Origin of the sequence: Nocardioides pelophilus (assembly GCF_014180685.1) — a bacterium.
GTDB lineage: Bacteria > Actinomycetota > Actinomycetes > Propionibacteriales > Nocardioidaceae > Nocardioides > Nocardioides pelophilus.
The window spans coordinates 31,823-56,698 of the sequence record NZ_JACEHF010000001.1 but is presented as its reverse complement, the minus strand read 5'-3'; the positions used below and the strand labels follow the sequence as shown (position 1 = coordinate 56,698).

The 24,876-nt window shown below is 66.4% G+C and carries 23 protein-coding genes; 12 read left to right on the top strand and 11 right to left on the bottom strand.

Annotated elements, in window-relative coordinates; all coding sequences use genetic code 11:
* Positions 1-103 precede the first annotated feature (103 nt).
* The 5 genes from H0488_RS00270 to H0488_RS00250 form a co-directional block, all read right to left on the bottom strand.
* Entirely contained in the window at positions 104-250 is a 147-nt protein-coding gene (locus H0488_RS00270) for a hypothetical protein (protein ID WP_183097318.1), read from the bottom strand.
* 13 nt (positions 251-263) lie between these two features.
* Positions 264-653 carry a hypothetical protein gene (locus tag H0488_RS00265; RefSeq protein ID WP_183097317.1) on the bottom strand — a complete coding sequence of 130 codons (390 nt, stop codon included), beginning with the start codon at positions 651-653 and terminating at the stop codon, positions 264-266.
* 120 nt (positions 654-773) lie between these two features.
* Positions 774-1,268: an Abi-alpha family protein gene (locus H0488_RS00260; RefSeq protein ID WP_183097316.1), complete on the bottom strand. Its 495-nt coding sequence runs from the start codon at positions 1,266-1,268 to the stop codon at positions 774-776.
* 157 nt (positions 1,269-1,425) lie between these two features.
* Positions 1,426-2,631, bottom strand: coding sequence for a cytochrome P450 (locus H0488_RS00255; protein WP_183097315.1), 1,206 nt, complete (start codon positions 2,629-2,631; stop codon positions 1,426-1,428).
* Positions 2,628-3,083, bottom strand: coding sequence for a PaaI family thioesterase (locus H0488_RS00250; protein ID WP_183092397.1), 456 nt, complete (start codon positions 3,081-3,083; stop codon positions 2,628-2,630). The genes H0488_RS00255 and H0488_RS00250 overlap by 4 nt, the downstream gene beginning before the upstream one ends.
* Positions 3,084-3,357: 274 nt before the next feature.
* On the opposite strand from H0488_RS00250, the gene H0488_RS00245 reads away from it, so the two are divergent.
* Complete coding sequence (locus H0488_RS00245) at positions 3,358-4,176, top strand: lysophospholipid acyltransferase family protein (protein ID WP_312856151.1); 819 nt, start codon at positions 3,358-3,360, stop codon at positions 4,174-4,176.
* A gap of 26 nt (positions 4,177-4,202) precedes the next feature.
* Here H0488_RS00245 and H0488_RS00240 read toward each other — a convergent pair whose 3' ends face one another.
* Positions 4,203-4,862, bottom strand: a complete 660-nt coding sequence (locus H0488_RS00240; protein ID WP_183097314.1) for a transglutaminase domain-containing protein — start codon at positions 4,860-4,862, stop codon at positions 4,203-4,205.
* The gene (locus H0488_RS00235) at positions 4,859-5,896 is read right to left on the bottom strand and encodes a BtrH N-terminal domain-containing protein (RefSeq protein ID WP_246371262.1); all 1,038 of its coding nucleotides are present in this window, start codon (positions 5,894-5,896) and stop codon (positions 4,859-4,861) included. Before H0488_RS00235 ends, H0488_RS00240 begins: the two co-directional genes overlap by 4 nt.
* A gap of 244 nt (positions 5,897-6,140) precedes the next feature.
* Here H0488_RS00235 and H0488_RS00230 point away from each other — a divergent pair, with 244 nt between their 5' ends.
* Positions 6,141-6,743, top strand: a complete 603-nt coding sequence (locus tag H0488_RS00230) for a TetR/AcrR family transcriptional regulator (protein ID WP_183097312.1) — start codon at positions 6,141-6,143, stop codon at positions 6,741-6,743.
* 412 nt (positions 6,744-7,155) lie between these two features.
* On the opposite strand, the gene H0488_RS00225 is transcribed toward H0488_RS00230, so the two are convergent.
* Together H0488_RS00225 and H0488_RS00220 are read right to left on the bottom strand one after the other, a co-directional pair.
* Complete coding sequence (locus H0488_RS00225) at positions 7,156-10,218, bottom strand: MMPL family transporter (protein ID WP_183097311.1); 3,063 nt, start codon at positions 10,216-10,218, stop codon at positions 7,156-7,158.
* Positions 10,218-10,820: a TetR/AcrR family transcriptional regulator gene (locus tag H0488_RS00220; RefSeq protein WP_183097310.1), complete on the bottom strand. Its 603-nt coding sequence runs from the start codon at positions 10,818-10,820 to the stop codon at positions 10,218-10,220. Before H0488_RS00220 ends, H0488_RS00225 begins: the two co-directional genes overlap by 1 nt.
* A gap of 107 nt (positions 10,821-10,927) precedes the next feature.
* On the opposite strand from H0488_RS00220, the gene H0488_RS00215 reads away from it, so the two are divergent.
* From H0488_RS00215 to H0488_RS00205, 3 genes are all read left to right on the top strand, one after another.
* On the top strand, positions 10,928-12,139 hold the full coding sequence (locus H0488_RS00215; protein ID WP_183097309.1) for a cytochrome P450: 1,212 nt from the start codon (positions 10,928-10,930) through the stop codon (positions 12,137-12,139).
* The gene (locus H0488_RS00210) at positions 12,094-12,924 is read left to right on the top strand and encodes an SDR family NAD(P)-dependent oxidoreductase (RefSeq protein ID WP_220794059.1); all 831 of its coding nucleotides are present in this window, start codon (positions 12,094-12,096) and stop codon (positions 12,922-12,924) included. The genes H0488_RS00215 and H0488_RS00210 overlap by 46 nt, the downstream gene beginning before the upstream one ends.
* Positions 12,925-13,049: 125 nt before the next feature.
* On the top strand, positions 13,050-14,402 hold the full coding sequence (locus H0488_RS00205; RefSeq protein WP_246371258.1) for a cytochrome P450: 1,353 nt from the start codon (positions 13,050-13,052) through the stop codon (positions 14,400-14,402).
* 274 nt (positions 14,403-14,676) lie between these two features.
* Here the strand turns inward: H0488_RS00205 and H0488_RS00200 are convergent, their stop codons facing one another.
* Both H0488_RS00200 and H0488_RS00195 read right to left on the bottom strand, forming a co-directional pair.
* Positions 14,677-15,822 carry an acyl-CoA dehydrogenase family protein gene (locus tag H0488_RS00200; RefSeq protein WP_183097308.1) on the bottom strand — a complete coding sequence of 382 codons (1,146 nt, stop codon included), beginning with the start codon at positions 15,820-15,822 and terminating at the stop codon, positions 14,677-14,679.
* Positions 15,823-16,162: 340 nt separating this feature from the next.
* Entirely contained in the window at positions 16,163-16,396 is a 234-nt protein-coding gene (locus H0488_RS00195) for a hypothetical protein (RefSeq protein ID WP_183097307.1), read from the bottom strand.
* A gap of 498 nt (positions 16,397-16,894) precedes the next feature.
* On the opposite strand from H0488_RS00195, the gene H0488_RS00190 reads away from it, so the two are divergent.
* The 7 genes from H0488_RS00190 to H0488_RS00160 all read left to right on the top strand — a co-directional run bounded on the left by H0488_RS00190 (position 16,895) and on the right by H0488_RS00160 (position 24,816).
* Positions 16,895-17,644, top strand: a complete 750-nt coding sequence (locus tag H0488_RS00190) for an MlaE family ABC transporter permease (protein ID WP_220794058.1) — start codon at positions 16,895-16,897, stop codon at positions 17,642-17,644.
* A gap of 91 nt (positions 17,645-17,735) precedes the next feature.
* A complete protein-coding gene (locus tag H0488_RS00185) occupies positions 17,736-18,494 on the top strand; it encodes an ABC transporter permease (RefSeq protein WP_220794057.1) in 759 nt (252 codons plus the stop codon).
* 62 nt (positions 18,495-18,556) lie between these two features.
* Positions 18,557-19,444, top strand: a complete 888-nt coding sequence (locus H0488_RS00180; RefSeq protein WP_183097305.1) for an ABC transporter ATP-binding protein — start codon at positions 18,557-18,559, stop codon at positions 19,442-19,444.
* Between the two features lie 3 nt (positions 19,445-19,447).
* Complete coding sequence (locus tag H0488_RS00175) at positions 19,448-20,689, top strand: MlaD family protein (RefSeq protein ID WP_183097304.1); 1,242 nt, start codon at positions 19,448-19,450, stop codon at positions 20,687-20,689.
* Entirely contained in the window at positions 20,686-22,122 is a 1,437-nt protein-coding gene (locus H0488_RS00170; RefSeq protein WP_183097303.1) for an MlaD family protein, read from the top strand. The genes H0488_RS00175 and H0488_RS00170 overlap by 4 nt, the downstream gene beginning before the upstream one ends.
* 1 nt (position 22,123) lies before the next feature.
* The gene (locus tag H0488_RS00165; RefSeq protein ID WP_183097302.1) at positions 22,124-23,410 is read left to right on the top strand and encodes an MlaD family protein; all 1,287 of its coding nucleotides are present in this window, start codon (positions 22,124-22,126) and stop codon (positions 23,408-23,410) included.
* Between the two features lie 56 nt (positions 23,411-23,466).
* The gene (locus H0488_RS00160) at positions 23,467-24,816 is read left to right on the top strand and encodes an MlaD family protein (RefSeq protein WP_220794056.1); all 1,350 of its coding nucleotides are present in this window, start codon (positions 23,467-23,469) and stop codon (positions 24,814-24,816) included.
* Positions 24,817-24,876: the final 60 nt, after the last annotated feature.

Sequence of the window (24,876 nt, the reverse complement as noted above, 5' to 3'; positions counted from 1 at the left end):
GAGGACGGCGCCGACGGAGATCATCGGCAGGATCGAGTCGTACTCGACGTTGTCGAGCTGGCCCACCTTCTCCACGATTGTGCCCTCGAGATCGATGACGCTCTCATGGTGTAGTTCTGCGCGTCGCCGGGGTGTCGGGCAGCCGGTCGATCCCCAGCTGCGCAGCGGTCTCCTTCATCTCGCGGTAGCGGGTGCTGCCGATCACGAGCGACACCAGTGGGGTGGCGAGGCCCGTCTGGGCATCGATCACCGAGCTCACCTCCTTAGAGATCGGGGAGTCGAGTTTGTCGCCACTGCTCCCCTGTAAGGTGAACAGCCGATGTAGCGCGTGGGTTCGAGCGGCCGGAAGGGCATGTTGAGCGCGATGTTGTCGCTGACGACGCCGAAGCCGATCGCCGGCATGATCCACGGCTAGTGGAAGACGCCCAACGCGGGACCATCTCGACCAGGCCGATGCCGAACCCGAAGCAGATGCCGCTGCGGCGCACGAACGCCGTCGCGTCGGTGCTGAGCGACCGCAGCAGGTCGTTGAGCTTGTCCTTGTTGCGAATCTGCGTCGTGACCGCGAGGAACTGGACGTCGACGTAGCGTCTGAGGTCGCTGCGAATCTCCTTCATCAGGCGTTCGCCCACCTTCGGCGCCTGGCTGAGCACGCGTGCCTGGATCGCGCGGCGGCCGGCCTCGGGCAGCGAGTCCCACAGACCGGGGCGGATCTGCTCGGCGAGCTCGGGCGTGATAGGTGCGATCGCCTGGACCAGCGGCTAGCGCAGCTGCTAGAGGACGTTGGTCTCGGCCATCACGATCTCGTAGTCCTGCTTCATCGAGGCGTGCTCCGGTCCCTGCTCGACCAGGCCCAGCGAGAGCAGATGCGACACGTAGGTGGCCGGTTCCATCGCCGGTAGCGCGAGGTTGGCGGTCGGGCCAACCAACGCGGCGTTATCGAGCTGGACCTTCCCGGGGCCCCGGGTCGCGGACCGGTCGCGGACCGTCACCAGAGGTGAGGCGGAGACGTCGGAGAGGGCGTTGATGATCCGCGCCTCGTCGGGGACGCGCTGGTCGTCGATCAGCCGGTGGAAGAGCTCGCTCTGACCGCCGCCGGTGCTCTGGTCGAGGGCTCGGTCGAGCAAGCTCTGCTCTTCTGGTCGAGCGATGCGGCCGGCCGCGGACCCTCGAGCTCGCGGGGCGCGTTCCTGGGGACGGCGATACGGCTGCTGAGCAGGGCGCATCGACTGCTGCTCGGTCCAGCTGGCCGCCTGGATCTTCGTCATCGCCGCCTCCACCGCCCCGGAGAACACCCCGACCGTGCGCGCGTGCAGGCGTCCCGGCGTCAGAGCCCGAGTGGTTCGGTTGTCGGACTCCCCGAGCTCTCTGATGATCTTCGGGCACTCGCCTCCAGGCCGCTGGTCCTTTGGGGCCGTCAAGTGATCACGTCGCGACGGGCAGCTCCAGCAGCCCGCGGAAGGTGAGGCCGGGGCGCCATCGTGCCGGCGCGCTCGCCCGCAGGGCGGGGAAGCGGGCGAGCAAGCGCGGGAAGAGCAATCGGCCCTCGAGCCGTGCGAGAGGAGCGCCCAGGCAGTAGTGGATCCCGGCACCGAACGCGAGCGATCCGCTGTCGGGTCGGCCTAGATCGAGTCGGTGGGGATCTTCGAACCGTGCGGGGTCACGGTTGGCGGCGCCGATGAGGAGCAGCACCATAGTTCCGGGTGCGATGGGGACACCGTCAAGGTCGGTTGCCTCCATCGCGGTTCGGCCATCGGTCTGGATGGGCGCATCGAATCGGAGCAGTTCATCGATCGCCGTGAGCGAGAGATCAGGGTTGCGCCGCCAGCGGTCAGCCTGGTCGGGATGGTCAAGGAGCGCTGCGGTTCCGTTGGCGATGAGGTTGGTCGTTGTCTCGAACCCTGCGGCGAAGAGCAGCATCGCGGTGCCGACGCATTCCTCTTGGTCGAGTGCGCCTGTGTCACGATTCGCGGCCAAGCGCGACAGGAGGTCGTTTGTCGGACGCCTGCGCTTCTCGTTCAGTAGGTCGCCGAAGTAGTCCGCTAGTTGCGACTCTGCACGTGCGGCGGCTTGCATGCCGGCGACGTCCGCAGCAGGCTCGAGAGGGATGAGGAGATGACGAACCAGAGGTGCGGCGACAAGTCGGTCGGCTGAAGGAACTCCGAGCAGGTCCCCGATCACCGCTACCGGCAGCGGCAGGGCAAGGTCTGCCACGATGTCACAGCCCTGCCTCTCCTCGATCTGGTCGAGCAGCGTGTCTGTCGTGGACGCGACCCGCGCCTCCAGATCCGCTACGTGCCGCGGCGTGAAGACGTCCGAGACGAGTCGGCGGAGGCGCGTGTGGTGGGGCGGGTTCTGGAAGAGCATGGTGCGACGCAGGCGGGACAGCGTGGTCTGTTGGAGCTCTGGCGGCACGGGGTTGAGTTGAAACCCGAGTGACTCGTCGGCTTTGCCGAGGCGCGGGTCGCGAAGTGCCTGAGTGCAGGCGCGCCAACTGGAGAGGACCACGGTTCCCCTGGAAGCGATGAGGACGGGGGCCGTGGTACGGATCCTGTCGTAACCCCGGTAAGGACCGGCAGCGCCGTGGTCGTCCAGAAGCACGGATGCAAGCAGCTGGTCGGTCTCGCTCATGGGGCCGGCGGGGGCGAGAAGTGCGAGCGATCGACGGTCACGAAGGTTGCCTTGGCTGTTCCGTGAACGGTGCCGTCCGGTGCATCCACTTGTGCGGCGACGTGGAGTCGTCGCCCAGATCGATCGTTGATCGAAGCCGTGAACACGTAGTCCTGGTGGAGCCGGACTGGTCGGAGGTATTCCACGGTGAGGGACCGGGTGACGGCAAGTTGTCCCACGCTGTAGAGCAAGAATCCGAACAGGTCGTCGAACGCCGCCGCGACCAAGCCTCCGTGCGCGATCCCGGGTGCGCCAGTCTGGCGATCGTCGAAGCGGTGGACCGCGCGGACACCGGCTGCCGAGTTTTCGACGCGAAGCCCTAGGCCAGCAGGGTTGTCGGGTCCGCACCCGGCGCATGTAGCGGAGTGCGGAGGGAGGAGCTCGCCTTCGGCTGCCGGCGAGGTGTCCTTCATGAGGCGAACCCAGCTGTCGAGGTCCGTGCCGTTCGCACTTGTCGAGCCTGGGAGGAGGCACTGCTGCTGGGGAAGGTCAGGCACTGGTTGTCATCCTCGTCGGTAGTGGTTGCGAGCGAGGCAGAAGACCGCCCGTCGAACGTGGTCCGGTAAGAACCAGCGGACGCATCCTCATCACCCGATCCGGCACGTCGATCCTGCTCCAGAGCACGTCGGACCAGGGGGCGAGCGGACAGGGCCAATGTGAGACAGAAGGGTCAGGTTTGTCAACGAGGTGAACATTACATCGGAGTATGTCTATGATCTGCTCATGCTGGTCCATGGTGATTCCGTCCGGTCCCGGAAGGCCGTGGCTGCGCATGGTCCCCATGGGCGTGACAAGGAACGTCGTGGCGTGCCGTGGTGGGTGGCGATCACCGTGATCAAGCCAATACTCGTGGTGGTGCGGCGACGAGATTGGAGAGGTACGGAGCTGCTACCCGGGTCCGGCGGCGTGATCCTTGCTGCTAATCACGTCTCGCACGTCGACCCGCTGTTGCTGAGTGAGATGGTCCTGGCCCAGCGCCGTGTCCCGGCGTTTCTCGCCAAGTCGGCCCTCTTCGATCGTCGGCTAGTTGGCTGGTGGTTCCGGTCGGCTGGTCATATCGCGGTCGATCGTGAGGAAGGTCGTCAGGGGTACGACGCTGCACTCGCCGCCGTCCGCAGCGGCCGAGTGGTCCTGGTCTATCCCGAGGGGTCGATTACGAAGGCCGACGATGGATGGCCCATGGCTATGAAGAACGGCGCAGCGCGTTTGGCCTTGGAGTCGGGCGCGCCGCTTCTCCCGGTGGCTCAGTGGGGAGCGCAGGAACTGCTGCCGGCCTACAGCAAGCGTCCGCACCCCTTGCGCCGTCCGCGAGTGCTGATCGAGATCGGCCCGCCGGTCGACCTGGATGATCTTCGCGGGGGTGGCTCAGTGCACGAGGCGGCCAGTGAGGGCACGCGCCGACTCTTCGAGGCAATCGTGGGCATGTTGGAGCGGGTGCGCGGCGAGGGTCCGCCCGTTCGGTTGAGGCCCGCAGAACCCAGCGAACCATCGCCGCCGGAGGTGTAGAACGCAACCTCCGCGGGGGCGTGGTGTCAGCCTTCGACGGGGGAGAAGGTGTCATCCTCGCCCCTTGGGTAGAGCATGCCCCCATAGGTCGCCCGAAGGGCTTCCATGACTTCGGTGAAGGGGAGGTCGGCGAAGACGCCTCGCTCTCGCACGTACTCCATGTGCCTGCGGCCTGCGCCGTCGTACTGGTGCAGGAGGGCGTCCTTCGTGCCGTCGAACTCGAGTGGTGTGACGCCGAACCGTTGGCACAGTTCGCTGTTGAACGCCGGTGAGGCTTTGCGCCACTGACCCCCGACGTACATCTGTACCCAGCCGTGGTAGACGAACAGGTCCGTGCCCATCAACGTGAGGAGCTTGGGACTGGAAAGGTGGTTGCGAACATCGGAGAAGCCCAACATCGCAGGGATCTCGACCGCGCGCGCCGCCGCCGCCAATGCGACGGCCTTCGGGACGCACCACGCCGACTCTGAGGTCAGGATGGCGCTCGCGCGGTACTGGCCGGGATCTGCCGAGAGGCTGTACGGGTCGTAGCGGAGGCGGTCCCGCACGGCAGCGAACAGCCGACTTGCGCGTTCGCGGTCATCGGACGCGCCCGAGGTCACCGAGCGGGCGAAATCGACGACCGCCGGATGATCGCTGTCGACGTACGCGCTTGGCTGGATGCTTTCAGGTGGCGGAAGGGTCACCGCGACAACCTCGCCCGTTGCAACGAGAGCGCGGCGGCGTCCAACGCATCCGCCAACGCTGACTCCAAGCCCGGCAACGCCTGGGCCGCAGAGCCGGCGTCCCTCCACCGCTCATCGACGGAGCAATCCTTGCTCCAGGCCAGGTGCGCCACCTCGGTCCATGCCCGCGCGCAGTTCCTGGCTGCCGTCGCCAGGTGGTTCACGTCGCGACTACCTAGGTGCTCGGCGATCTCCGCGGAACCGCTCGCCAGGAGCCGCCGGAACAGGCCCCCTCCGGTGCCGGCTTTCTCGATGAAGGCTCCCAGCCCGAGCAGCACGACGTGGAGCTCGTCGTTGGCGAAAAGCTGGCGCCAGGTCAGGATGTCAGAGGCGAACAGTTGCGCCGCTTCGAGACCCCTGGCCCCCACCATGCCAGTGTCGACAGCTGCGATGACGGAGCCGGACGAGCCGCGCATGGTCGCGGCTGCCTGAGCGAAGGCCTCTCCGGCGACCTCTTGGAGCGGAGGCACGGCGGCGGGCCAGGCGATGTCGTAGAGGGTGTGCCTGGTCGGCACGGGGAAGGACGTTGATGCACGTGCGCGTGCCAATGCGTCGTAGGGGACCTCTTGGACTTCCTCGCGGTCGTTGTCGACGACGAACGCGATCCGGCGGTCGTTGTCGTACCCGATGATCACGATGTCGTGACGGCTCATCTGCAGGCGGACGCGGAGGTAGGGGAGTTCGCCGATGTCCCCCCACACCATGACCGGCTGGCCGTCGTCGATGCGGTCGCGCACCCAGGTCCAGCCGAGGTCGGCATCATCTGTGGAATGCATCGAGACCGTTGCTCCGAGCCGCTTCGGCAGATCGACCTCGAGATCGCCTCCTCGGCCGACGAGATAGATCGGTGGCACCATCTCGCCGGTACGTGCATAGGCGATGTCGAGCGCCCCTCCCAGCGCGAAGACCATGCCCTCGCTTGGAGGTTCGCCCCACCCCAATCCAGCCCAGTGCATCAAGTCACGCAAGGCACCTGACCCGCAGTGACCGCCCATCCGATGCGGATAGGGCGTGATGGTCGAGCCACGTGCGGACGTCATCTCGTTCCCCCATGCTGTCGACCGAGTTGGCAACGCACCGCAACAATACGGTGCTCAGTGCCTTCATTGTAGACGGCATTGGAATTCTGTACCCCCTCGACGTTGCGTGCCCGTGCGCCCCCGGTGATTCGCGATCGTGGCCAGCGACTCTGTCCGTGACAGACGTCATGAATGAAACAGGATCCATTACGCTGTTCGGGTGGATCGTCCGAGCGTCCGAGAGTCCTATCGACGGCACGTCCGCGGCTTGATCCTCGAATCGGCGTATGAGCTCGCAGTCGCCAAGGGCTGGGACAAGGTCCGGATGAGCGAGATCGCCGAGCGCGCCGGCGCGTCGAGGGCGCTGCTCTACAAGGTTTTCGGTGACAAGGCCAGTCTGGGCGACGCATTGTTGCTGCGCGAGGCCGACAGATTTCTGGCAGGGATCCACCTCGAACTGGAACGCCACAGATCCGACGCGGCCGCCGGCATCTCCGCCGCTGTCCAGTTCACGCTCACCGAGGCTGAGCGAAGCCCCCTGCTGAAGGCGGTCTTGATCTCACATCGTGACGCGACGGATCAACCGCTCGGCGTCCTGCCCCTCCTGACTACCTCGTTCACGCTACTCGAACGATCCACGGAGGTGCTCGTCGGGTGGTTCATGGAGAGCTTTCCCGAGCTCGACCGGACGGACGTCGATGACGCTGCCGATGCGCTGGTTCGGCTCACCGTGAGCCACCTTGCCCTCCCGAACGCCGACATGAACACCACGGGCCGCCAGATCACTGAAGTAGCGCTGAGGTACCTCGGACTCAGGTCGTAGAAATCTCGACAAGATTGTCTATGTCAGCCACTGAACCGCATGTAGGTCTTCAACGTGGCTGGCCTGGCGCTGGCTGACAGGTTTGCGCCGGTCACTCGGCGCTCGTTGTGACTCCTGAATCGCCTGATCCCTCGGGGTGTCAAGGCCCGGACCTGTCCAGCGGATGCCGGGTGGATGCCGGCGCCGACCCTGGCCCACAGCAATGGCTTGATCAGAAGCATGCCCACCGCGGGGACTGCGCCCCTCGCTGTGGCTCATGACAGGTCCGCCTCGCGATGGGACCTCCTCGTTCTGGTGTTCCACCCGGGCTGGAGCCGGCGACGACGTCTCATCCCGATCAGTTTGAAGAACCTCTCTTGTCGCAGTCGTGCTCGACTACCCGGAAGTGCCGGGCTCGGGCTTCGGGCCGGGGTCAGGACGCTGCAGGGGATGGTGCCGTCGTGGTTGATCCGCGGCGCCGGGTCGCGGAGGCCGGCCACCAGTTGTGGTTCTCGAGGAGTGCGGCGCAGGCGGGGACGATGAGGCTGCGGACCACGAAGGTGTCGAGCAGCAGTCCGGTGGCGACGGCGAAGCCGGTCTGGGCGAGAGTGATGACTGGTGAGGTGAGGATGGCGATGAAGGTGCTGGCGAAGATGATGCCTGCGGAGGTGATCACTGGGCCGGTGAGGGTGACGGCTTCGGCAACTTTGGCGCGGGTCAGGGTGGTGCCGTTCTCGCGCATGCGGCTCATCAGCAAGATGTTGTAGTCGGCGCCGACGGCTACGAGTAGCACGAAGGTGATCACGGGTACGGCGAACTGGATGTCGTGGCCGAGGAGGCTCTGGAAGACCAGGGTGGTTAGGCCGAGTGCTGCCGCGCAGGACAGAGCCACCGAGACGAGCAGGTACAAGGGGGCGGCGAGTGACCTCAGGGTGATGATGAGGACGAGGAGGACGACCAGGAGCACTGCCATCAGGACGAGCTTGGCGTCGTCGAGCAGGTAGCGGTTCAGGTCGGCGCCGAGACCGGCGGCGCCGGTGCCGCTGACGGTGGCATCGGCCAGGCGCGTCTGGTCGAGCGCGGTTTCGGCCGTCTCCTGCACTTCCTCGAAGCGGCGTAGCCCGTCCGGGCTCAGTGGGTCGGTGTCGCCGGTGACCTGGATTCGTGCCACGCGCCCGTCGGGGCTCAGGAACACTTCACGCGCGTAGGCGAACCGTTCGGCTCGCAGGGCATTGGCAGGCAGGTAGAAGCCTCCGGCCTCTGGGCTGTCGGCCTGGCGATTCACTGTGTTCAGGTAGGACTCCGAGCGACGCAAGCTCTCGGTGAGCCGGCTGGTCTGGTCGATGAGCTCTTCGATGCCCGGCGCGAAGGCGTCGGCGTTGTCGGCGATCTGCGAGGTACCGTCGGCCATCTGTCCCAGCCTGGTGCGCAGGAGTCGCTGTCCGCCGGCGATCCGGTCAGCACCGCGTTGGGCCTGCTCCAACCCGGCCGCGAGGCGGTCAAGGCCCCCGGCCAGGCGGCCTTGACCGCTCGCGATGCGTGCTGCGCCGTCCGCTGCCTTCTGCAAGCCGGGAAGCAGTTCGTCCTTCAGGCCGCGGTGGATCTCAGCTAGCCCTTCGCGCGCTCGACGACAGACCGGGTCAGCGGTGCAGAGCAGATCCCGATTGAGCGCCTGGACGATCATGCCTATCCCGCCCACGGCGACGCTGACTTGGTCGTGCGCAGTCTGGAGCCCTGTCGCCAAGGTCGCAGCGCCCCTTTGGAGTCGGCGTGCGCCCTGTGCCGCGCCCTCCGTGTTCTCCGCAGCTCGACCGAGCCCCCCGGCGAGGTCGGTGGTTCCATCCACCAGTCTATCGACGCCGTCGCGCGCACGGTCGGCGCCGCCGGCGACCTGGTCGATCGCATCGGCCAGCTGGGTGCTGCCCGAGGAGAGACGTTCCAGCCCGGGTTGTCCTTCCTCCAGACCGTCGCTGGCACGGCCGAGCCCGTCGGCGAATCTCTTGAGCTGCCGGGCGATCGAGGCCGGCTTGAGCGGCTTCCCGGCGGGCTGGGTGATGCTGCGCACCCCCGTGACCCCGTCTACCTTGGCTACTTGGCGGCTGAGCTCGTTGAGCACGGCCAGATCCTTGGGGTTGCGCATGTCCCGGGGCGATTCCACCAGCAGGTAGTCGGGCAGGGTCTCGTTGCGGGGGTAGTGCTCCTCCAACACCTCCAGCCCTTGGTTGCTCGGCGTGCCCTCGGGCTGGGAGTTGCGCTGGTCATAGGAGATCACCATGGTGGGCAAGAACGCGGCCAGCGCCACCAGCACAGCAGTGCCGACCAGGAGCACGCGAGCGGGTCGCCGCGCCACCAACTGGCCGACCCGGGACCACGCTGAGGTCGGCGCCGGCGCCCGCGCGGGACCGATCCGTGGCCCGAACCAGACCATCAACGCAGGCGTGAAGGTCAGGCTCACCGCGACGGTGACCGCGACACAGATCGCCATCGGGGGACCGGTGGTGGAGAAGATCGCGAGCTTGGTGAACCCCAGGCACGAGGCGGCCACGATGACGGTCCCGGCCGAGGCCAGCAACGCTGGGCCCACCTTGGTGGCGGACTCCTGAACTGCTGCCAGGGGGTCGTCTGTTCGTCCGTAGGCCTCCCGGAACCGGCTGATCAGAAACACGCAGTAGTCGGTGCCGGCGCCCAGCACGATCGCGGTGACGAACGCATCGGTGTAGGTCGACAGCGCCAGGCCCTGCTCACCCGCCCAGGCGAGCACCCCGCGAGCGCAGGCCAGCGCCACCCCGATCGTCACCACGGTGATCAGCACGGTGGTGAGCCGGCGGTAGATGATCAGCAGGATCATGATCAGCAGCAGAGCCGAGATCACAGTGATCCTCACCGAAGCGGCATTGACCTCCGTCGTCAGGTCCGTGATCATCGCCGGGTCACCAGTCACGTTCGTGGCGGTGCCAGGCGGCACCGACAGCTGGGCGACCTCGTCCCGCAGCCAGTGCACGTCTCGCTCCGAGCCCGGTGATCCCACGCCACTGGTCAACCCGACCACCATGTAGGCGGCCTCGCCGTCGTCGCTGACCAACTGTCGCCGAGCGTCCTTGTTGCCGACGAAGTGCTGCACGTCAGAGACCCGCTCCTCGTCCGCATGCAGCGCCCGCACCAGCTCCCGGTAGGCCCGGACATCAGCCGCGCGCAGACCGTCGCTATTGCTGAACACGACGTAGACGAACGATTCGGTGCGCCCCGACCCGAACGCCTCATCCATCCGATGCAACGTGTTCAGCGTGGGGGCGTCCTCCGGCAGAAACGCCGAACCGCTGCGCTCCACCACCGACGGGAGCGATGGCACCGCAACCGTTACTGCGACAGCCGCGATCAGCCAGCCGAGGACCACCAGCCGCGGGAAGCGAATTCCGGCTGAGCAGAGTCGGGCCAGGCGGCCCGGTGCGGCGGCTGTCCAGGTCTTGCGTTGGCTTGAACCGCGTTGCGGTCTCATCAGGACTCTTGTGGGGCCGAATCGGGGGGTAGGAGCCCGTCGAGGACCACGGTGAGGATGGAGGGGCTCAAACTCTCGGGGCTGAGTGGCCGGTCAGTGGCTAGGTATGACAGGGCACTCATGGTGACGGCGCCGAACAAGACCATCGCTGTCGTGACAGGGTCCTCGGTCGCTCGGAGCGACCCGTCGCGTACGCCCTCCTCGAGAAGATGTTGCACCGGTGTGTAGTAGGCCTCGGTGATGGCGGTTGCGATCTCGGGGATGCGACCGGCCCGGCCGAGGTTTCCCACGAGGGCTCGGCACACAGCGGGCTGATCAGCCATTACCCGCAACTGCGCTTGGACGACCGCGGTCAACCGGGTCGCCGCCGAGTCCGGTGCCTGCACTGCCATGGTGACCTCGTCGGCCATCTGTTGAAGCGCGTCTTGGAAAAGGAACGCCAGGATCTCTTCCTTGCCCGCGAAGTAGTAGTAGAGCGTCGCCTTCGGCACTCCGGTTGCGGAGGCGATGTCCTCGACCTTGGTGTCCTCAAGGCCGCGATCTGCGAACAGTTCGGCAGCGGCCGGCAGTCGAGCGGCGATCTGGGCGGGAACACGGCGCACGGCGGTCTCCTGTCGCTATAACCCGTGAGGCTATAACCTGTGAGTCTAGACTAACAGTCTAACTCCGTGGTCCAATACCATCCGGCGCTCGCGGAAGGGGCCCAGCCATGGTGGAGCTCTACGACCCGTTCGATCCAGCCGTGCATCAGGACCCGTACCCGGTGTACGAGGTGTTGAGAGAGCGGTGCCCGCTCTACCGGGCGGAGAACAGCAACACGTGGGTGTTGAGCAGGTACAGCGACGTCGAGGCAGCCCTGCTCGATGTGGGGACCTACTCATCGGCCCGCGGGATCTTCCCCACGCGCTCGGCGGTGGACATGACCGAGTTGTTCTTGCCGATGATGATCATGATGGACCCGCCCCGGCACACTGAGATGCGGTCGCTGGTCAGCAGAGTCTTCACCGCCCGCCGGATCGCCGGCCTGGCCGCAACGGTTCACGAGGCCGCCGACGAGCTGGTGGAGCCGTTCGCGGACCTGGCAGGGTGCGACTTCGTCCAGGACTTCGCCGGGCCGCTGCCGGCCATGGTGATCGCCGATCTCCTCGGCGTGCCGCGATCCGACCGCGACCAGTTCCGGATCTGGTCCAGCACGCTGGTCCAGGCCAACCCGTTGCTCGACATGGCCGGCCCGGGGCTCGCGGCCGCCGCTTCGCTGTATGACTACTTCGCCGAGTTCCTGACCGATCGACGCAGGAGACCACGTGAGGACTTGATCTCTGCGCTTGTTCAGGCCGAGGTCAACGGCGAGCGGCTCACTGAAGAGGAGCTCCTCGGCTTCTGCCTGCTCTTGCTGGTGGCCGGTCATGAGACGACCACCAACCTGCTGGGCAACAGTGCTGTCGTCCTCGCAGAGCATCCCGAGGCCCGTCGCAGGATGGCCGAGGACGCAACCCTCATCGCTCCGGCGGTCGAGGAGCTGCTGCGCTACGACTCTCCCGTCCAGGGCCTTTCCCGAACCCTCACCCGCGAGGTGAGGCTGCACGGGCAGACCATGATCGAAGGAGCGACCGTGCTTCTGCTGTTTGGCTCGGCCAACCGCGACGAACGCGCCTTCCCCTCAGCCGACGTGTTCGACATCGACCGCAAGCCGGACCACCAGGTCGCCTTCGGTCGTGGGATCCACTTCTGCCTGGGCGCAGCCCTTGCCCGCATGGAAGCCGCGGCCGCGCTCGCCACCATTCTGCGTCGATGGCCTGACTGGGACGTCGACCTCGCTGCCGCGACCCGGCTCCGCTCGGGGCCGGTCCGCGGCTACGCCTCAATCCCCATCACTTGGACCAGGACTCCCGTCGATGCGTCCGCGAGAGGAAATCGGTGACAGCCACATCACTTCGCGACCGGGTTGTCATCATCACCGGCGGCGGACGGGGCATCGGATACGCCACCGCCAAGAGACTCATCGCGCTCGGCGCCAAGGTGAGCATCGGCGACATCGACGAGTCGCGGGTGCTCACAGCGGCCGACGAGCTCGGGATTGAGGTCGCCGCCAGGTTGGACGTGACGGACCCGGCGTCGTTCCGTGCGTTCTACGCGACGGTGACCGACCGACTCGGAACGCCGTACGCGCTGATCAACAACGCCGCGATCATGCCCGTCGGACCAACCCTGGAGGAACCCGACGACGTGGCTCGCCGCATGGTCGACATCAACGTTCACGGTGTCATCACGGGCACGAAGCTCGCATTGGAGTCGATGTTGCCGCGACATGGCGGCCACATCATCAACGTTGCGTCGATGGCCGGCGAAACGTTCGTTCCCGGAGCCGCCACCTACTGCGCGACCAAGGCGGCGGTGATCGGCTTCACCGAAGCGGTCCGCCTCGAGCACCGCACCAGCGGCGTCGAGGTCTCGTTGGTGCTACCCCCGTCACCACCATCGACGCTGGTCACCGGAATCGCCGGACCGAGAGGTCTACGCAACGCCGAGCCCGAAGAGGTCGCCGACGCAATCGCCTCGCTCCTGCAGAGACCGCGACCCCGTGCCTACCTCACCGGGTCTCGGTCAGGAACATCTGGTCTCCGCCGACCAAGCCGAGCGCATGGCCTACGAAAACCGCGCCCGGAAGTCCTGAGAGCAACCCGATCACAAAGGAAGATCCCGTGAGCCCGCTTCTCCTCAGGCCCCGGAAGGCGCTGCGCGACCGCTGCTCCTCCCTCCTGATGCTCCCGGCGCCTCGGAAGGTGGACGAGGTGCTACTGGACCTCACGCACCGATGGCCCACCCGACCCTTGGCCGAACCACCACGGGGCAGCGGGCTGCGACCGGTCGAGGGCGACAAGGGGTGGCCGCTCCTGGGTCACACGGTGGACTACATCCGATTCGGCGCCCAGTTGGGTCGGGACCGGTACGCTCGCCTCGGTCCGGTCTCCTGGATGGGCGCGTTCGGCACACGAATGGTGGTCGTGGCCGGACCTTCGGCGACTCAGTCGGTGCTCGCGAACTCCGACAAGGCCTTCTCCCAGGACGGATGGACCTTCCTGATCGACAAGTTCTTCCATCGCGGCCTGATGCTAATGAGCTTCGATGAGCACCTCATGCACCGCCGGATCATGCAGGAAGCCTTCACCCGGGACCGGCTCGCTGGTTACGTGAACCAGGTCGCGCCGCAGGCACGGGAGGGCGTTGCTTCCTGGTCGAGCGACGGCCCCGTGCGGCTCTACCCGCTCCTGAAGGACCTCACATTGGACATCGCCACCGAGGTGTTCATGGGAGGCCGCGGCGGCGGGGACACGAGAGCCATCAACGAGGCCTTCGTCGCAACCGTCCGCGCGGCCAGCTCCATCGTCCGTCTGCCAATTCCCGGCACCCGCTTCCGGGCCGGCGTCAAGGGCCGCAGGGTGCTCGAGGACTACTTCCACAAGCACCTCCCCGCGACGCGGGCTGGAGGAGGCGACGACCTGTTCGCTGGTCTATGCCAGGCGACCACCGCCGACGGCGAGAGCTTCAGCGACGAGGACATCATCAATCACATGATCTTCCTCATGATGGCCGCGCACGACACCTCCACCATCACCACCGCCGCGGCCGCCTACTTCCTGGCCAAACACCCCCAGTGGCAAGAAGCCGCCCGGCGCGAGTCACTCGCCCTCGGAAAGGCCGTCGACATCGACGCCCTCGAAGGACTGACCACCCTCGACCTGGTGATCAGGGAGACGCTGCGCCTAGTGGCCCCCGTGCCGTTGGTGATGCGCAAGACAGTGAAAGACACTGAGGTCCAAGGACACCACGTCCCTGCGGGCACGCTGGTCGCTGTCGCCGCTGCAGTAAACCACTTCGACCACGCCTGCTGGACCCAGCCAGACACGTTCGACCCGAACAGGTTCGGCCCCGCGCGCCAGGAGGACAAGTCCCATCGAAACGCCTGGATCCCCTTCGGCGGCGGCGTTCACAAATGCATCGGACTGCACTTCGGGACCCTGGAGGTCAAGGCGATCCTGCACGAGATGCTGTTGAACTATCGTTGGACGGTGCCCGACAACTATCGGGTCCGCTGGGATAACACCTCGCTCCCGGTGCCCGCGGACGGCCTTCCCGTGCAATTCCAGCCCCTGACGGGGGCTCCGCCTGGACAACAACACTGAGACCACCGGATGCTTGCGGTTCCGCGGGTGTGCATACCTGAGTCACGGGTCCTTTCTTCTGGATGCGGGTGAGGGCGTCGAGGTTGCGTTGGTCGGTCGTGTCGGGCAAGGGTGTGCAGGAATTTCTGCGTGGTTTGGATTTGGGAGTGGCCCATGCGGGTCCATCACGGATTTGAGGTCGGCGCCACCGGCTAGTAGCAGTCTCCGGACACACCGGGGCGGTTCACAGGCTCGCGTGGCGGGGTTTGCGGCGCGGGGCGAGGGCGACGAAGTTTCAGAAGCCGAGCTCGCGCCCGATGAGCTCCTTCATGATCTCGTTGGAGCCGGCCCAGATCTTGGTCACCCGGGCATCCCGCCAGGCGCGGGCAACGCGGTACTCGTTCATGTAGCCGTAGCCACCGTGGATCTGCACGCAGTGGTCGATGACCTCGTTCTGCATCTGCGAGGACCACCACTTGGCCTTGGCGGCCTCGACCGCGGTGAGCTCACCATCGGTGTGCGCCTGCACGCACTTGTCCATGTAGGCCTCGCACACCTCGACCTGGGTGACCAGCTCGGCGAGCAGGAACTTGATGTGCTGGAAGCGCCCGATCGACTGGCCGAACGCCTGCCGGTCCTTGGCGTACTGGATCGTCTCGCCGAGGATCTGCTTGGCGTGGTGGGTGTTGGCGATGGCACAGGCGATCCGCTCCTGCGGCAGCTTCTGCATCATGTGGACGAAGCCCATGTTGAGCTCGCCGACGATCTCGGCGTCGGTCACCCGCACGTTCTCGAAGAACAGCTCGGAGGTGTCGGACTCCTCCATGCCGACCTTGTCGAGCTTGCGGCCGCGACCGAAGCCCTCCATGGTCGCCTCGAGCGCGAACAAGGTGATGCCCTTCGGGCCCTTCTCCGGGTCGGTGCGCGCGGCGGTGATGATCAGGTCGCCGGAGTAGCCGTTGGTGATGAAGGTCTTCGAGCCGTTGATGACCCACGCGTCGCCGTCACGGACGGCGGTGGTCTTCAGCGCGGCGAGGTCGGACCCACCGGACGGCTCGGTCATGCCGATGCCGAGCAGGATCTCGCCCGCGGCCACGCCCGGGAGCCACCGCTGCTTCTGCTCCTCGGTGCCGAGCTCGACGATGTACGGCGCGGTGATGTCGGCGTGGATGCCCACGCAGGTCGGCATCCACGCGCCGACCTTCGCCATCTCCTCGGTGAGGACCGCGTTGAAGCGGAAGTCGTCGGCCCCGGCGCCGCCATACTCATCGGGGATGGCGAGGCCGAGCATGCCCTGGGCGCCGGCCTCGAGCCAGAACTCGCGCGGCAGCGACTTCTCCTGGATGTACTTCTCCGCGTTCGGGGTGACGGACCGCTCGATCCAGGTGCGTGCCGACTCGCGGAACGCCTCGTGGTCCTCGTTGTAGATGTCACGCTTCATGCTGCGAGCCTATTTGGTCTTGGCCGCTTGCGATTCGTGCGAGAGTCCACGGGACGCCGCTCCAACCGTGCTTCGCGCACAATCCATGAGCGTCCCAGCGTTGGCGACAGCCCGAACGATCAGCGCGCGGAAGCCGGGTCGACGGGGTGAACCGGGTCCTCATTCTGCCTGGTGACAGCAGGTCGCTCCATATCAGAGCGAGAGGTCAGCCGCCTCGACCGACGCCTCAGCCTGACATGAGGTACAGGCGAGCGGAGAGCCGAGTGGTCGCAGCTGTCGAAGGGTGGCGGTCCTCCATGGTGACCCCCCGGGCTGTCCGTGGAGTGCGACGCTCGTCTTACTAGGCCGCGACGACGTCGACGGGTTCGAATCGGTGCCGAGGGACGTGGCGAGGCATGGCGCGGAGATCGGCCGAACGGGTCTTGGCCGCTTCGACGGCCCGCGCGGTTGCCGACATGTCGGGCCGCGCCAGTCGATCAACGATCGCGCCGCCGACATGTGCCACGATCGGGATCCACACGGGAATCAGCATGAACGCGAACAGCGGCACGAAGGCGGTAAGCAGGTCAGCCATGGTGGCATCCTCCTGAGTGATGGAGCCTGAGGTGAGGAGACGCTGCCACCCTGTGTCGACCTTGGACCACTGACGGCACCACGAACTTCCGGCTCGCCCTTGTGTCGTGCACACAACTGTTCTTCGGGTGGACGGCGGAGGGTCACCCTCGGCCACGTCGTATGGCTGCGTGACCGCGGGCGGACTGCTCATGCTCGCGCGTACCGCTAACCCGAGCGGGCTTCGACGCGCCGTACAAATGGCGACCGGGATCTTGTGCTGCACTCCCGAGAACGCCCGTGACGCAGGCTGCGAGCCTGCCGGAACTGAAGTGATGACGGTCTCATCCTGGCCGCCAATCGAAGAAACGGAGTGTCCGGTGGCGAAACAAGAGTGCGCTCGGGGGAGTCGATGACGACCGCGTCCTCGACCCGTCCTTCGCCGGCCGCGGCAGAGCGCGCGGGCTCGAGTCCTGCTGCGCGTCGAGCGTTGCGGTCGATACAGGGACCGTTCGTCCAGATGGGTGAGATGGCCCAGCTCCTCGGCCGTGTCACCGCGTCAGCTGTCCGCCAGCCGATCGGCTACTGGGGCGATGTTCGTGACCAGATGTTCGACACGTTGCGGCTCTGCTGGTTGCCGATGGCCGTCTCCTGCATGGCATTCGGATTCGGCGCGCCTGGGCTGCAGGCCGGCAACCTGTACCTTCTCTTCGGCATCCCGGAGCGCCTCGGCTCGTTCTTCGTGATGGCGTCGGTCCGTGAGTTCGCCCCCTGGATCAACGCGATGGTCGTGGCTGGCGTCGTTGGTACCGCCATCACCGCTGACCTCGGCGCGCGACGCATCCGCGAGGAGATCGACGCGATGGAGGTGCTCGGCCTCGACCCGGTGCGTGTCCTGATCCTTCCGCGGATCATCGCCGTTACCATCATGACGGGCCTGATGGATCTGGTGGCACTCGCCTTCGGAGTTCTTGGCGGCTACCTGGCAGCGCTGATGGTGGGCGCCTCGAGCGCGGCGTTCACCGCAAACTTCTTCGCCAACGCCACCACGACCGACATCTGGGCCAGCGTCGCCAAGACCACGATCTTCGGGCTGATCATCAGCGTCGTTTGTTGCTACAAGGGCTTTCACGCCAGCGGCGGACCCGCCGGTGTCGGACGCGCCGTCAACCAGGCGGTCGTGATCGCGTTTGCCGCCATCTGGTCCTTCAACTTCATCTTCACGACGATCCTGCTCGGCCTCGCCCCCGAGATCCAGGTCTACAGGTAAGAGGCGCGTCATGACACTTGCTCCCCAGCGGCCCGATGCCAAGAGTGGGCCACGTCCCCTCAACAGGGCAGCGTCCGGACTCAATGCAGGCTTGACTACTGCCGGTGACATCGTCCGATTCTCCGGCAGCGTCGTCCGGTCCTTCCGCGACGTGCGGCTCTACAGCACCGAGGTCCTCCACCAGGCCGGTGTCCTCATCCTCACGAGCGGACTCATCATCTGGGCGATGCAGGGCGTCATGGGAACGGTGTGCGGTCTTGAGGCCAGCTACACCCTGCGACAGATCGGGGCGCCGCTCTACTCGGGCATCTTCAACGCATGGTGCAGTCTGCGGGAGATGTCGCCCTACATGTGGGGCTACATCTTCGCCGCCAAGGTCGGCTGCGGCTTGGTTGCCGAGCTAGGGTCGATGCGGATCTCTGACGAGATCGACGCGCTTGAAGTGATGGGCATCAAGGCCAAGGCGTACCTGGTCGGCACGCGAGTCCTCGCGGCGTGGATCGCGATCCCGATGCTGTACACCGTGGGCCTGGCCGTCATGTACGTGACGATGTACCTGGTCACCGTCGTCCAGCTCGGTGGTGTCTCGCCCGGTGGCTATCTGTACATCTTCTGGCTCTACCAGAACCCGCTGGACTTCCTGTACTCCCAGATCAAGGTCCTGAGCTTCGGCACAGCGGTCGTCTTCGTCGGCTGCTACTACGGCTTCAACGCCAGCGGCGGACCCGTGGGCGTAGGCCGGGCGACCGCGAAATCGATGATGATCAACATGGTCGTCATCCATGTGCTCGGTGTGTTCACGACCCAACTCTTCTGGGGACTCAGTCCCAACGCCCCGGTCGCCAATTAGCACCCTTCGCGCGTCGCTCGTCATCAACTTTACGAACACCTTATCCATCACAGGAGACCTCTATGTCCAGCCTCGCCTCCATCATCGGGTCCAGCCGCGACTCTTCTCCCGCCGCGGGTGCCCCGATTTCGGACCGTGACACCGACGGTCAGCGCGCCGCGTTCGGCGACGACGGGACCCTGGCAGCCGATGGCACGCCGCACAGCATGGAGGTCAGGGGAGTCCACAAGGCGTTCGGCGACTTCAAGGTGCTGCAGGGACTTGACCTGAACTTCCAGGACGACGCCATCACGACGGTGCTCGGTCCCTCGGGCACGGGGAAGTCCGTCCTGATCAAGCACCTCGTCGGCCTGCTCGAGCCGGATGACGGCGAGGTGCTCGTCTTCGGCCAGGACTTGTGGAAGATGAGTGAGCACGACCGATACGAGATCCGGAAGAACATGGGGGTCCTGTTCCAGGACGGCGCCCTGTTCGGGTCGATGAACCTGTTTGACAACACGGCCTTCCCGCTGCGGAAGCACACGGACAAGTCCGAGGACGAGATCCGTGACATCGTGATGGCGCGACTGACGGAGGTCGGTCTCGAGCGGTCGCTGCACAAGCACCCGAACGAGGTCTCCGGGGGAATGCGGAAGCGCGCGGGGTTCGCGCGGGCGATGGTGATGGAACCGCGGATCGTGTTCTTCGACGAGCCGGACTCGGGTCTGGACCCGGTGCGTACCAGTCTCCTGAACGACGTGATCCTCGAGATGCACGCCCAGCACGGCGGCACCTACCTGCTGGTGACCCACGACATCCGAACGGCGCGCAAGGTCTCCGACTACGTGGGCCTGATCTGGAAGGGCCAGACCGTACACTACGGTCCCGCCGAGGAAGCTTTCGAGCACGACGACCCGTTCGTCCGCCAGTTCCTCAGCGGTGAGTCCGCCGGTCCGCTCGGGATGGACTGATCGATGTTGACGAATCTTCGATCGCTCGCCCCGGCGGTGTCGGCGGTCGCGCTCATCTCTGGTGCCGGGGTGCTCGGGCTGAGCCAGAGCTCCGGGTACGAGGTCAAAGTGGTTCTCGACTCGGCGACCAGCGTGGTCGAGGGAGCACCCGTGCAGGTCAACGGGTTCCAGGCCGGAACGGTGGAAGCCATCGAAGTGCATGACGGCAAGGCACAGCTCACGCTGTCGCTCGACGAGGACGTCGCACCACTGCACGACGGCGCCCAGGTGGTTGTCGGCTGGAAGGCCGTGCTGAGCGAGCGTCAGGTCGAGGTCACCGACGGTCCGGAGAAGAACCCGGAGATCCCGGACGGCGGGATGATCGTGGGACGGATGCCGAGCGCGGTCGAGATCGACGACATCCTGAACAGTCTTGACCCGCAGACCCGCCGCGAGATCCAAGGGCTGCTTGGCAACCTCGAGCAGGTTCTCGACGACCGGGCGCGCGACCTGGACGGAACCATCGAGGCGGGCGGTCCTGCCCTCGATGAGCTCGGCCAGCTGATGCTCGCGCTCGGAACCGACGGTCCGGCTATCAAGCACCTTGCGCAGCGCCTCGACGAGATGCTCGGCGTCATGGCTGCTCGCGATGGCGAACTCGACGCCATCGTCTCCTCGACGAGTGCCCTCGTCGACCAGATCTCGCAGAACCGGGAGGACCTCCGCACGGCACTCACGGCCCTGCCGCCGACGCTCGAGCAGGCGGACCAGACCCTCCGTCTCGTGCCCGGGACGGTTGACGAGGTGGAGCCCCTCCTGGCCGACCTGGCGCCCGCGACGAAGAGCCTGACTCCTGTAGCCAAGGACGTCGCGCCGCTCCTGCGGGACCTCCGACCCTTCGCCTCGGACCTGCGCCCCGCTCTCGAGAGTCTGTCTCGGCTGCTCGGTGTGGCACCGGGTCTTCTCGAGTCCCTCAGCGTGACAGTTCCGGGACTCACCACGGCCACGGAGGATCTCGAGGAACCGGTGAGGTTCCTTCGTCCTTATACCCCGGAGATCGCGGGTTTCGTGAGCACCTGGTCATCAGCGTTCTCCAACTACGACGCCAACGGGAACTTCGCGCGGATCTTCACCGAAGTGGGCCCGACCTCGTTCAACGAGAACCCCGGAGTCGTGCCCCCAGGCGTAACCCATGACCCGTATCCCGCGCCCGGTGAAGTCGTGGGGCAGTCCTGGACCGACGCGAACGGAGGTGAGATGGAGTGAGTGCGCACGTCGCGTCTGGCCAGCGAATGGCGCCCGCCGCCGCTCGGGTACGACTGGTCGTCGTCATCTCTGTTCTCGTGGTGCTGGGACTCTTCGTCACGGGCAGCCTCCTCGTCGCAGGCCCGGACACCCGTCTCATGCTTCGAGCGAGCTTTACCGACGCGAGCCCCCTCCTCGAGGGCAACGACGTAAGACTCGGTGGGGTCAAGGTTGGCCAGGTCGTCTCGATGCGCCTCCAGGACGACTCGACCGAAGTGACCATCGAGCTGGAGAAGGAGGCGTTGCCGGTCCACGCCGATGCTCGGCTGACCATTCGTCCCGTCACCCTCCTCGGCGAGCGCTATCTCGAGCTCGACCGAGGTAGCGAGGGTGCTCCCGTCCTCGCCGACGGAAGCCGGCTCGACCTCGAGCAGACGGGTTCGAGCGTCGCTCTCGACGAGGTCCTCGGTTCATTGGACGACCCGACATCCGCATCACTTGCGGCACTCATCGGGACCCTGGGTACCGGGATGGACGGCAACGGCGATGACGTGCAACGACTGATCGCCGCCCTTGCGCCCGCGCTGGGCGACACCCGAAAGCTCGCCAGTGTCCTGAGCCGGCAGAACGAGGAACTCGGTTCGTTGGTGGCTTCCTTCGCCAAGGTCGCGTCCGGGATCGCTGTCGACGACGGGCGACAGCTCGACAGGCTGGTCGCCGCCACCACCGCGGTGCTGCAGCAGACCGAGGTCAACGAGGCGGCGTTCCGCTCCATGCTGGAGGAGCTTCCCGACACGCTTCGGGCCGCGACCCGGACGCTCGGCAACCTGCAGGGCACCGCTGACGCCGCCGCCCCCACTCTTGCGGCACTGCGTCCCACAACGCGCAACCTCGAAGCCATCAGCGCCGAACTGCTGCGGTTCGCCGACGCTGCGGACCCCGCACTGGCCTCGGCCAACCCGGTCCTCGAGAAGGCGCAGGCGCTGGTTGCGGAAGCTCTCCCGATCGCGAGGCTGTTGCGGCAGAACACTCCCGCGCTCCGCGACGATGTCGAGGCTCTCGACCCCATCACCCGGACGCTGACGAGCGATCTCACGTCAGTGATGGAGTTCGTCCGCGGCTGGGCGTTGACCACCAACGGGCGGGACGGGTTGTCGCACTACTTCCGCGCAGCGTTCGTCCTCTCCGAGTACTCGGTCACTGGCTTGCTGCCCAACGGGATCCCCACCACGACCCCGACGACGGGCGACGCTGCCCCGACTGACGGCACGGACGACCCGCGCCAGCCTCTGGCTCCTCAAGACAGCCCACCGCTCTTGTCCGGACTGGATGACGACGTCAACAACCTCGTCGATTCCCTGCTGTCCCCACGAACCGACCGCACCGGCGGAGTGACCGGTCTCGAGCCGCGTCAAGAGGCGCGCGCTCTCCAGTTCCTGCTCGGAGGTGCCTGAGATGTCCGCAGTGGCGCGCCGGGAGCGCGCGAGGACCCGCTCCCTCAGGGTCGGGTTGGTGAGCCTGGTCGCGGCGGTAGCCGTGACGGCATTCGCGCTGACCGCCCAAAACGGCATGCCCGACTACGTGCCCGGCGTCGAACGAAGCGAGGTGGCTGCCCAGTTCAAGACCACCGGCGCGCTCCGTGCAGGCGACGACGTGAGGATCGCGAATGTCAGGTCCGGGTACGTCGACAGCATCGAGCTCGTCGACGGCAAGCCGGTCGTCAACATGCGACTCGACGACGGGCGTGCGGTCTACGCCGACGCCGAGGCGACCATCCGGTCCCGCTCCGCACTCGGTCAGAAGTACGTTGACCTGGACCCCGGCTCCGAAGACGCCGGAGCGATCGAGGACACGATCCCCCTGAGTCGCACGACCGAGGCGGTCGAGCTGGACGATGTCCTCGGGGCTCTCGACTCGAAGACCCGGACAGCCCTCCAAGCGACACTCCGGCAGACGGGAGGGGGCCTCGTCGGCCGTGGCGAGGACCTCCAGGACGGGCTCGACGGGCTCGACAGCACTCTCACCGATCTCGGCGTCGTCTCGGACGCTCTCGCGGTCGATGACGGATCAGATCTGACCCAGATCCTGGTGACGGCCGAGTCGGTGGCCTCGTCGCTGGACCAGCAGGAGCAGGAGCTCGCTTCAATGACCGAGCAGCTGGCCACGACGGTCGAAGCGATCGGGACCGACGAGCAAGAGCCGCTCGGACAGGTCTTGCTCAAGGCGCCTTCCACCCTTCGCGAGGTCCGCCGAGCGCTCGTCGACCTCGACGGCCCCTTGGCTGACACTAAGACCGCGGCCATCCGGTTGCGTCCCGGTGCTCGTGCCCTCGCAACGGCAATGCCCGACACCCGTGGGCTGCTCCGCGAGTCCGTCGAACCACTCGAGGCGGTACCCGGTGTCGTGGAGGTGGCCGACCCGGCGGTCTCCAGACTGACCGGCACCCTCGCAAACGCGCGTCCGCTGGTCGCCCAGTTCGGAACCGCTGTATCCCGAGGTCGAGCTCCGTTGATGACCTTGGCGCCCTACGCCCCAGAGGCTCTTCTGTTCTTCCAGAACGCCGCCGACGCCCTGTCCCAGGGCGATGCTTCGGGGCACTGGCTCCGGATCTATCCCGTCGTCAGCGCCGAAAACATCATCGGCAATCTGCCCATCGATAGCCCCTTGCTCCAGCGCGAGGCGTACCCCGATCCCGGTGAGGCCCCGCAGCACCGGACGAACGATCTCCAGGTGGTTCCATGAGACCGGCCAGCGCGCTTCGCGCCTTCGCACCCAGCACGTCTGCCCGGCTCGGCGTGGTGCTGGTCGTCGTCACCGTTCTCGCGGCTGTCGGCTTGTTCAGCAAGGACCGGATCGGGTCGATGCTTATGCCGGGCTCCACGATTGAGGTTCACTTCGATCGCGCCTACAAACTCCGCCCCGACGTCAGCCGGGTCAAGGTCGCTTACGTGGTCGTCGGCAAGGTCACCGCGGTCGAGAAGGACGGCGACGGCGCGGTGGTCACGCTCAAGGTAGAGGACGACGTCCTCGACTCGCTGGGCAGCGAGCCCTCCGCCACCATCCGGCCCACCACGCTGCTCGGTGGTTCCTACTTCGTGGATCTCGAGCCCGGAGGCGATCCTGGTGCTTTCGAGGCACGATCGATCCCCAGCAGCCGTACGGCTGTTCCCGTCGAGCTGGACAAGGTGGCGCGTGCACTGCAGCCCGCGGCTCTTAAGGGCATGCAGGTCGCGACCGGAGAGCTGGAGAGTTCCTTGGAACGCACCGGACGGCGCGCGCTGCGGCGTCTTTTGGAGACGGCACCGGACACCTTGGCTCCGGCGGCTGACGTCCTGAGGGCGACGCGCGGGGAGCGACCACACCATGACCTCAGGTCAATCGTGTCCGGACTCGAGAACACGGCCCGGGCGCTGCCGGCCGATGACCGTCTCGACGCGATCCTCGGCGATCTTGCGGTCGTGATGTCAGTTCTGGGACGCCGTTCCCCGGAGCTCGCGGCAGCGATCGCCGAGCTGCCCGAGACGCTGCCGGCCACGGAGGCGGGTCTGCACGACCTGGGACGTACCCTCACGACCTTGCGTGAGGTCTCCGCCGAGACCAGGCCCCTCGTGAGGCAGCTCCGTACCACTCTGGACACCGCTCAGCCCGTGATCTGGGATAGCCGACCACTCGTCGCCGACCTGCGCGGTCTGATCCAGTCGGCCCGGCCCCTGCTCGATGACCTCGTGCCGACGGCGATCAGCGCCGACCACGTGGTCACGGACATCGGGGGGCCCGTCATCGACCGGGTGAACCGCGAGCTCGTGCCCTGGCTTCGCAGCGACTACCACGGCAAGGGCCCGTACTCGATGAGCGAGACCGACGAGCCGCTCTACCAGGAGCTTGCCTACATGTTCGCCAACCTGGACCGTGCGACGGGGATGGTCGACAACAACGGCCACGCGATCTCGTTCCAGCCGGGGGTCGGCAGCAGCAGCATCGGTGGCACCCCCATCTCGATCGAGCAGATGTTCAAGATTCTGACAGCCGCCTTCTACCTTCCCGAGCCTGTCGAGACCGTGCCACCGCACGACGGGGCACCGTCGGCGCCTGGAACACCTTCGCTCAACGACCTGCTGGACGACCTGCTTGCTGGAGGGCATCGATGAGCGCGCGCGCACGACTGAGGCGAAACTGGGAGCGAGTTCGCACCGAGCCAGGGCTGAAGA